This is a genomic window from Bradyrhizobium sp. ORS 375, from assembly GCF_000239775.1.
GTDB lineage: Bacteria > Pseudomonadota > Alphaproteobacteria > Rhizobiales > Xanthobacteraceae > Bradyrhizobium.
Genome location: NZ_CAFI01000295.1, coordinates 65,125 through 71,471 on the forward strand (window position 1 = coordinate 65,125; position 6,347 = coordinate 71,471).

9 protein-coding genes are annotated in these 6,347 nt (G+C 64.5%); 3 read left to right on the forward strand and 6 right to left on the reverse strand.

Going from position 1 to position 6,347, the window contains the following annotated elements:
* The first annotated feature begins 69 nt into the window (after positions 1 to 69).
* Together BRAO375_RS21420 and BRAO375_RS21425 are read left to right on the forward strand one after the other, a co-directional pair.
* Positions 70 to 1,002 (forward strand): hypothetical protein, encoded by a 933-nt coding sequence (locus BRAO375_RS21420; protein ID WP_009029529.1) that lies wholly within the window; start codon positions 70 to 72, stop codon positions 1,000 to 1,002.
* 152 nt (positions 1,003 to 1,154) lie between these two features.
* The gene (locus tag BRAO375_RS21425) at positions 1,155 to 1,568 is read left to right on the forward strand and encodes a hypothetical protein (RefSeq protein WP_009029530.1); all 414 of its coding nucleotides are present in this window, start codon (positions 1,155 to 1,157) and stop codon (positions 1,566 to 1,568) included.
* 346 nt (positions 1,569 to 1,914) lie between these two features.
* Here BRAO375_RS21425 and BRAO375_RS38135 read toward each other — a convergent pair whose 3' ends face one another.
* The 3 genes from BRAO375_RS38135 to BRAO375_RS21445 all read right to left on the reverse strand — a co-directional run bounded on the left by BRAO375_RS38135 (position 1,915) and on the right by BRAO375_RS21445 (position 3,105).
* Positions 1,915 to 2,064: a hypothetical protein gene (locus BRAO375_RS38135; RefSeq protein WP_175345348.1), complete on the reverse strand. Its 150-nt coding sequence runs from the start codon at positions 2,062 to 2,064 to the stop codon at positions 1,915 to 1,917.
* Positions 2,065 to 2,173: 109 nt separating this feature from the next.
* The gene (locus tag BRAO375_RS21440) at positions 2,174 to 2,653 is read right to left on the reverse strand and encodes a MaoC family dehydratase (RefSeq protein ID WP_009029533.1); all 480 of its coding nucleotides are present in this window, start codon (positions 2,651 to 2,653) and stop codon (positions 2,174 to 2,176) included.
* Positions 2,653 to 3,105 (reverse strand): MaoC family dehydratase, encoded by a 453-nt coding sequence (locus BRAO375_RS21445; RefSeq protein WP_035641573.1) that lies wholly within the window; start codon positions 3,103 to 3,105, stop codon positions 2,653 to 2,655. The genes BRAO375_RS21440 and BRAO375_RS21445 overlap by 1 nt, the downstream gene beginning before the upstream one ends.
* A 221-nt stretch (positions 3,106 to 3,326) precedes the next feature.
* Here BRAO375_RS21445 and BRAO375_RS21450 point away from each other — a divergent pair, with 221 nt between their 5' ends.
* On the forward strand, positions 3,327 to 3,617 hold the full coding sequence (locus BRAO375_RS21450) for a DUF4282 domain-containing protein (RefSeq protein WP_035641575.1): 291 nt from the start codon (positions 3,327 to 3,329) through the stop codon (positions 3,615 to 3,617).
* Positions 3,618 to 3,634: 17 nt separating this feature from the next.
* On the opposite strand, the gene ychF is transcribed toward BRAO375_RS21450, so the two are convergent.
* The 3 genes from ychF to BRAO375_RS21465 form a co-directional block, all read right to left on the reverse strand.
* A complete protein-coding gene (gene ychF, locus BRAO375_RS21455) occupies positions 3,635 to 4,732 on the reverse strand; it encodes a redox-regulated ATPase YchF (protein ID WP_009029536.1) in 1,098 nt (365 codons plus the stop codon).
* A gap of 39 nt (positions 4,733 to 4,771) precedes the next feature.
* Positions 4,772 to 5,377: an aminoacyl-tRNA hydrolase gene (gene pth / locus BRAO375_RS21460; RefSeq protein WP_009029537.1), complete on the reverse strand. Its 606-nt coding sequence runs from the start codon at positions 5,375 to 5,377 to the stop codon at positions 4,772 to 4,774.
* A gap of 72 nt (positions 5,378 to 5,449) precedes the next feature.
* Positions 5,450 to 6,151, reverse strand: coding sequence for a 50S ribosomal protein L25/general stress protein Ctc (locus tag BRAO375_RS21465; RefSeq protein ID WP_083842513.1), 702 nt, complete (start codon positions 6,149 to 6,151; stop codon positions 5,450 to 5,452).
* Between the last annotated feature and the right edge of the window lie 196 nt (positions 6,152 to 6,347).

Consider the following 6,347-nt stretch of genomic DNA (forward strand, 5'->3'; position numbering starts at 1 on the left):
CGGTCATAATTTTGCGCCAAGATTCCACCATATTCCACCAGACAGGTTCGGGCGGCGGGGGTTGCTCTCATGACATCGTATGGTTGCGCGCTGGCTCTCTTCTCGGCCGGCTTCGGGCTTATTGCGTCCGCTGCGCAGGGCCAGACGCTAATTCAGGCGCCGCAGCCGATGCAGATCGCTCCCTGGCAGCAGATTGCGCCCTCGCCAGAGGCCGATGCGGAGGAGCCTGAGGATCAGGTCGCCGCTGCCGACCCGATGAAGGGAATTGAACTCGACAAGCTCGACTGGAGCCAACTGGCAATCGACGAGATGACTTTCCTCGATCGGCCCGAGGCAGCGGCCGCGGCGAAGCGCAAGGCGGCTGCCGAAAAGGCTGCCGCGCTCGACTGGGCAAACCAGAACAAGGGCAACCTTGCCTCCGGCGTCTCGGTCAAGCAGTCGGTCTCGTCGTTCTGGGATGCGCGTGTCGGCGCCGATATGACGGTGGCGCGGCAGCCTACGACGATGTCGGAATTGCTGGCGGAGAAGGCTGAGAACGGTGGTAGCGCCCCGCAATCAGGCGGGTCGGCGTGGGCCGCCGTCACCGCGCCCGGGGCCGGTTCGATCTGGGACAAGACGGCCATCGAAGCCCGCGTCGATCCTGGCTCGGACCAGGGCCGACTCGGCACAACGATCACGAAGGCGGTGCCGATCGACCACTACAATCTGACCCTGCAGAACGGCTACAACGTCACGCAGCAGGGCATGGTGCCGATCCCCGGCGCAGCAGCGAAGACGAGCCGCAGCTTCGACACCGAGCAGTCCGCGCGGCTCTCGATCCAGGATACGGGCACCAGCGTGACGGCTGGACAGACATTGTCGTCGAGCGACGACAAATGGCTGCGCAAGCTCGGTGCGGAGCAGAAGCTTACTGATGGACTCACGGTGTCAGGCTCGGTCAGCGAGACCGCGCAGGGGAGCACCAGCAAGAGCATCTCGGCCGGCTTCAAGCGCAGCTGGTAAGGTTAACGAATTGTGGCCGCCTGCCACGAATGATCGAACCCTCGCCGCAGCTTCGCCGCGTTGCGGCCTAATTTGGCCGCACTGATAGGCTTTGAGAATTTCGTCGTGCGGGGACACCGCGCTCGCTTGAACGCGAACTGAGGAAATAGCCGATGAATGTCATTCGTCCGGACAAGATCGATGGAACTGAAGCCGAGCTGGATACGGATCTCGCTGCGGTCTCCGAAGTCGAGGCCGGCATTCGTGATTTCGTGCGTAATGATATCGCCTATCTGCGTCGTCCGAACGCTGCCGCCACCGCCGAAGCCGCGATCGATGCCGATGCCGCGGTCAACAGTGTTACGACGCTGATCCAGCGCGTTGCGGGCACCTCTCTTTCGGAGATCGAGAACCTGATCGGGGAGCTCGAGAGCCTGCGGGAGCTGCTGCACGCCGAGGGTCAGCGCGTGCAGCGCGAGATCGCGAGCTACGCCCAGCTCAGCCAGGCTGCGATGAAGTCGACCCGGGCCATCGCCGAAAACGTGACCCAGTGGAAGCGCGCCGCCGACGGTCTGCGTAGCAGCTGATCATTCCGGTCTGTTCAAGGTGAACCGCCACGCGAGCGATCGCGCGGCGGTTTTCATATTGGCGAGAGGCCATGCCATTGAACGTCATGTGACGGCCCTGCGACCAAAACGTGCCCATGCGATTTGCGGGCACATTGCGTCTGGGGGGCGGTCTTCTGATGGAAACGATTCGGCCTGACACCACCGATCCGATCCCACTGCGGGCTCAGCCTCAGCGGATCGGGACCATCATGGTCCGTTTCGTCGGATTGCTGCTGGTGGCAATGGCGGTCATGGTGCTCATCTGGAGCCGGTGACCGCCGAACGAGGCGACGCTGCGCGTCGCCGTTAACGACTGCTTAATCGATTACTCCTCGACCGAGGCCGAGGTCTCCAGCGAGTACGAACCGTCGGCATAGCCCTTCACGACCATTCCGGTCGCGAGCATCACCGCGAGCGTCACGCTGGCAAAGATAAAGCCGAGGAGTTTCAGACCACCGCGATCTGCCATACTCATCCCCCACATCCTGATCCCTGATTGGCTGTCTTATAGAGTCCGGGTTCAGAATGCGTTAGCGCGAAGTTGGTTCCGGCCAGACAATCCTCCGCAACGTGACCTTTTCGCCTCAACCGTTGTGTCGCCGTGGCACAAACACCGATGCGAGCACGGAAAACACCAGCTCGCCGCGTTGATTGTGCCCGCTGTTGCGCGCTTGGAGAATGCCCCATTGCGGGCGGGAGGCGGAGGCGCGCAGCGAATCAATCACGCTGGAGAAGGTGATCGTATCACCTGCGAGGACGGGCTTGATCCAACGCAGCTCGCGGAATCCCGGCGATGGTCCGCCTTGGACGATCTTTTCGCCGCGCGTCCGCGCGATCTCGGCGAGACGCTGATTGTCGGCGACGATCAGCTTCATGCAGATCGATCCGATATGCCAGCCGGAGGCGGCGAGCCCGCCGAACAGCGAGTTGCGGCCCTCTTCCGCGTCCAGGTGAAAACGTTGCGGATCGAACTGCGCGGCGAAGCGTTTGATCTCCTCTGCGGAGAACGTGTAGGAGCCGAGCCCGCGGCGCTGGCCGACCTGAAGATCCTCGAAGAAGCGCATCAGCCCGCCTCCCCACGTCGCTCGACGATGATCGGGGAGACCATCTCGCAGAGACGCTCACCAGCCGCGTTACGCACGCTGCATTTGAACGTGACGATCCCGGTCGACGGTCGGCTGCGCGACACGCGGGCTTCGAGGACCTCGACATCGAGCGTCAGCGCATCGTCCGGCCGCAACGGCGACAGCCAGCGGACCTCGTTGACGCCGGGCGAGCCGAGCGAGGCGGTGCGGCCGATGAAGCCGTCAAACATCATCCGCATCATCACCGAGCAGAGATGCCACCCCGAACCCGAAAGGCCCTTGAGCATGGACTGCTTCGCGGCGTCTTCATCGACATGCATCGGCTGCGGATCGAACTCAGAGGCGAATGCGATGATCTCGTCGCGGCTGACGTGGCGCGGGCCGAAGCTGCCGAAGGGGCCGGGAGGAAAATCTTCGAAGGTGAGGGTCATGGGTCGGGAATGGCTGAAAGAAGCCTGATTGTGGCCGCACTTTGCAGCAATCACAACCGGACCGCTCGCATGGCAGACGTCCGATCCGGTCGCACGAGAGCGCCAGAAGGCGCCGGATACCGCGATCGATGGTTGCCGTCGTTGATGTCGTCTGGTGCTGGTTTCGCACAGCACCTAAAGACGGATATGCGTTGCGATTCGGACTTTGCTGGGGGATCAGAATGTTGGAATTTCGCGATTTGTTCCAGTGGGACCGTTTCATCACGCCCACCATCATCAAGACGTTCTATTGGCTGGTGATCGCCCTCGTCATCCTCTGGGGAATCCGCGGCATCTTCACCGGCCTTGCGGAGATGGCGATCAGCCCGTTCGGCGGCTTCCTGCTGCTGCTCTCCTCGCTCGCCGGCATCATCGTCGGCATGGTGCTGTCGCGCATCCTGGCCGAGTTCGTGCTGATCGTCTTCCGCATCAACGAGCATCTCGGCGCGATCCGCGAGCAGGGGCGGATGTAGCCGCCTCCGCAGCGTCGTTAGTTGTTGAAGCGGAAGTGCATCACGTCGCCGTCGGCGACGACATATTCCTTACCCTCGAGCCGCAGCTTGCCGCCCTCGCGCGCACCGGCCTCGCCGCCAAGGGCGACATAGTCGGCATAGGCGATGGTCTCGGCGCGGATGAAGCCCTTCTCGAAATCGGTGTGGATGACGCCCGCCGCCGCCGGCGCCTTGGTGCCGCGGTGGATGGTCCAGGCGCGGGCTTCCTTCGGGCCGACGGTGAAGTAGGTGATCAGGTCGAGCAGCTGGTAGCCGGCGCGGATCAGACGGTCGAGGCCGGCCTCTTCGAGGCCGAGCGTCTCCAGAAAGTCCACGCGCTCCTCGCGCGACAGGGTCGCGATCTCCGACTCGATCTTGGCCGAGATCACCACGGCGATCGCGCCTTCTTCCTTGGCGCGGGCGAACACCGCCTGCGAGAAGCTGTTGCCGTCCTTGGCCGAGCCTTCCTCGACGTTGCAGACGTAGAGCACCGGCTTCGAGCTCAGCAGGCCGAGCATGCCGAAGGCGCGCTCCTCCTCCGGCTTGCGTTCCAGCAGCCGCGCCGGCTTGCCGTCGCGCAGCAGCACCAGCGCGCGGGTGACGAGATCGTGCTGCTCCTTGGCGTCCTTGTCGCCGCCCTTGGCCTTCTTGGCGAGGTTGTCGACGCGCTTCTCGAGGCTGTCGAGGTCGGCGAGCATCAGCTCGGTCTCGATGGTCTCGATATCGGCGAGCGGGGCGATCTTGCCCTCGACATGGGTGATGTCGGAGTCTTCGAAACAGCGCACCACATGCGCGATCGCATCGACCTCGCGGATGTTGGCGAGGAACTGGTTGCCGAGGCCTTCACCCTTGGAGGCGCCGCGCACGAGGCCAGCGATGTCCACAAAGGTCAGCCGCGTCGGAATGATCTGACCAGACTTGGCGATCGCCGCGAGCTTCTCAAGCCGCGGATCCGGCACGGCGACCTCGCCGACATTCGGCTCGATGGTGCAGAACGGATAGTTTGCCGCCTGCGCCGCCGCCGTCTCCGTCAGCGCATTGAACAGCGTCGACTTGCCGACGTTGGGCAGGCCGACGATCCCGCATTTGAATCCCATGATCCGTCTCGCATCCTCTTTGGCGACATCGCGCGCGCCTCACGCGGCGCCGGCGTCGCCCTTGTCCAGAAAACCTTTGGCCTGCAGCGCCAGATGCACCTTGTTGGCGAAGGTGGAGTCGCGCTTGCCGGTCAACAACTCAGCATTGTCGGCCACCGCTTCGCACAGCGCCTCGACCCAGGGCATCTCGCTCTTGGCGAAGTCCGACAGCACGTGGCCGTGCACCAGCTCCTTGACGCCGGGATGGCCGATGCCGAGCCGGACGCGGCGGTAGTCGTTGCCGAGATGCGCCGAGATCGAGCGCAGCCCGTTATGTCCGGCAATGCCGCCGCCGACCTTCACGCGCAGCTTGCCGGGTGCCAGCTCGAGCTCGTCCTGAAACACCGTGACGTCGCCGACGCCGAGCTTGAAGAAGCTGGCCGCTTCCTGCACGGCGCGGCCCGACTCGTTCATAAAGGTCGTGGGCTTCAGGAGAATGACGCGCTCGGAGTCGAGCGTGCCTTCCGAGGTCTCGCCTTGGAACCGGCGGCGCCAGGGCGAAAAGCGGTGGCGCCGGGAAATCTCGTCGACGGCCATGAAGCCGATATTGTGCCGGTTGCGCGCATATTTCGCGCCGGGATTGCCGAGACCGACGAACAGCAGCATGGCGCGGCACCGGGACCTGCCGTCGCTCCGGGGCGCGCGGGATAAGCCCGCGCGCCCCGACAGCGGATCGGCTTACTTCTTCTTCTCGGGGGCCTTGGCCGCGGCAGCAGGCGCCTTCGCGGCGGCGGCAGGGGCCTTGGCACCGGCAGCCGGAGCGGCGGCAGCGGGAGCCGCTGCAGCGCCAGCGGCAGCCTTCTGCTCCTCGCCATAACCCGACGGCGGCACGATGGTGACCAGCGTCGCGTCGTCGCGCGACAGCGTCTTCACGCCGGTCGGCAGCTTGACGTCGGAGATGTGCAGCGAGTGGTTGATTTCCAGCGCGCTGACATCGGCCTCGATGAACTGCGGGATGTTCTCCGCGAGGCACTCGAGATCCAGCGTGTGGGTCACGATGTTGACCGTGCCGCCACGCTTGACGCCCGGCGCGCCTTCCGAGCCCACCACGTGCAGCGGAACGCTGACGCGGATGGTCGCGCCCTGGCCGAGCCGCATGAAGTCGACGTGGATCGGGAAGTCCTTGACCGGATCGAGATGGAAGTCGCGCGGGATCACCCGGTGCTTCTTGCCGTCGAGGCTGATGTCGAAGATCGTGGTCAGAAACCGGCCGGCGAGGATGCGCTGGCGCAGCTCGCGGTCTTCCACCGAGATCGGCAGCGGGGGCTGGTTGTCTCCATAAATCACTCCGGGCACTCTCCCGGCGCGACGCTCTGCCCGTGCGGCCCCCTTGCCGACTGACGGACGGGCGGTCGCCTTCAGTTCTCTGACGGTCGCCATCGTGTTAAGTCCTTGTTTTAAAAAGTTAAAGGCCGCAATGCGGCCCGTGCTGGACGTCCCTCTCGGCAAGCCTCCAGGGGTGCGGGGGCCGCGGACGTGGCGGCCTTCTAGCCGCAAACCCGGGAAATGACAAGGAAATGAAGGGGCAGGCGGCCCTTCGTCCCGTCGCGGTACGATTTGCCTGCGGCCTCAGCCG

Bases quoted from the DNA above. Each gene is read 5' to 3' on its own strand.
- pth (WP_009029537.1), bottom strand. From the start codon at position 5,377: ATGCTGCTGTTCGTCGGTCTCGGCAATCCCGGCGCGAAATATGCGCGC.
- BRAO375_RS21420 (WP_009029529.1), top strand. From the start codon at position 70: ATGACATCGTATGGTTGCGCGCTGGCTCTCTTCTCGGCCGGCTTCGGG.
- ychF (WP_009029536.1), bottom strand. From the start codon at position 4,732: ATGGGATTCAAATGCGGGATCGTCGGCCTGCCCAACGTCGGCAAGTCG.
- BRAO375_RS21465 (WP_083842513.1), bottom strand. From the start codon at position 6,151: ATGGCGACCGTCAGAGAACTGAAGGCGACCGCCCGTCCGTCAGTCGGC.
- BRAO375_RS21425 (WP_009029530.1), top strand. From the start codon at position 1,155: ATGAATGTCATTCGTCCGGACAAGATCGATGGAACTGAAGCCGAGCTG.
- BRAO375_RS21440 (WP_009029533.1), bottom strand. From the start codon at position 2,653: ATGCGCTTCTTCGAGGATCTTCAGGTCGGCCAGCGCCGCGGGCTCGGC.
- BRAO375_RS38135 (WP_175345348.1), bottom strand. From the start codon at position 2,064: ATGAGTATGGCAGATCGCGGTGGTCTGAAACTCCTCGGCTTTATCTTT.
- BRAO375_RS21450 (WP_035641575.1), top strand. From the start codon at position 3,327: ATGTTGGAATTTCGCGATTTGTTCCAGTGGGACCGTTTCATCACGCCC.
- BRAO375_RS21445 (WP_035641573.1), bottom strand. From the start codon at position 3,105: ATGACCCTCACCTTCGAAGATTTTCCTCCCGGCCCCTTCGGCAGCTTC.